Raw genomic sequence first — 1,173 nt, 5'->3', positions numbered from 1 at the left:
GTGGGGGACGTGGCCCTCTACCGCACCGACCGGCTGGTGGCCCGCTGCGCCCGCACCGCCCGGCCCGTCCTCGTCCCGCACGTCTCGGCCCACGACCTGCCCCGGATCGCCCGCGACGAGCACGCCGCCCGGCTGCTGGGCGAGGCGGGGGTGCACTCGTACCTCGCGGTGCCGCTGATCGCCCGCAGCCAGGTGCTGGGCACCCTCGACCTCAAGCGCGCCCGCAACCCCGTACCGTTCGGCCAGGACGACGTCCTGCTCGCCTCCGAACTGGCCGCCCACGCCGCCGTGTCCATCGACAACGCCCGCTGGTACCAGCGGCAGCGGCACGCCGCCCTCGCCCTGCAGCGCCACCTGCTGCCGCAGCACCCGCCGGACGCCCCGGGTCTGGACATCGCCTACCGGTACCAGCCGGCCGGAGCGGCCGACGAGACCGGCGGCGACTGGTTCGACGTCATCCCGCTCACCGGCGACCGGACCGCGCTGGTCGTCGGCGACGTGATGGGCAGCGGCATCAACGCCGCCGCGACGATGGGGCAGCTGCGCGCCACCGCCCGGGCCCTGGGCCGTCTCGGCCTCGATCCGGCGACGGTCCTCACCCACCTCGACGCGGCGACCGCCGACCTGGGCGAGGCCATGGCCACCTGCGTCTACGCCGTCTACGACCCGCACACGCGGCTGTGCCACATCGCCACGGCCGGCCACCTGCCGCCGGTGCACCTGCGCGCCGGGCGCCCGCCGAGGCTGGTCCAGCTGACCACGGCCGTACCGCTGGGCGTGGGCGGCGTCCCCTTCCACACCACGGCCTTCACCCTGGACGAGGGCGACGAGCTGGTCCTGTACACGGACGGGCTGGTCGAGACCCGGGACCAGGACATCGACACCCGGCTGCTGACCCTGACCGACCTGCTGGCGGGCCCGCACCGCCCGATCGAGGAGACCTGCGACCTGCTGCTGTCGGCCCTGCGCCGCCCCGACACGCACGACGACGTCGCCCTCCTCATCGCCCGCGCCCACGCCTGAACCGCACCCTCCGGATCAGGGGTGCGCGGGACGGGAGCGGATACGGGCCGTGAGGACGGCCACGTCGTCCTCGGCGTGGCGGGCGTCGAGGCCCGCCACGACCGCGTCCACGGCCTCCGCCGCGCTCGCCGGGGCGGGCAGCCGCAGGGC

At 76.1% G+C, this 1,173-nt stretch carries 1 protein-coding gene; it reads left to right on the top strand.

Features of this window, described 5'->3' with window-relative positions; all coding sequences use genetic code 11:
- A partial coding sequence (locus tag VR44_RS40025; RefSeq protein ID WP_045952614.1) for a PP2C family protein-serine/threonine phosphatase occupies positions 1–1,023 on the top strand: 1,023 nt, incomplete at its 5' end.
- Positions 1,024–1,173 lie beyond the last annotated feature (150 nt).

This window comes from Streptomyces katrae, from assembly GCF_000966975.1.
Lineage (GTDB): Bacteria > Actinomycetota > Actinomycetes > Streptomycetales > Streptomycetaceae > Streptomyces > Streptomyces katrae.
This window is presented reverse-complemented; position numbering and strand designations above follow the sequence as displayed.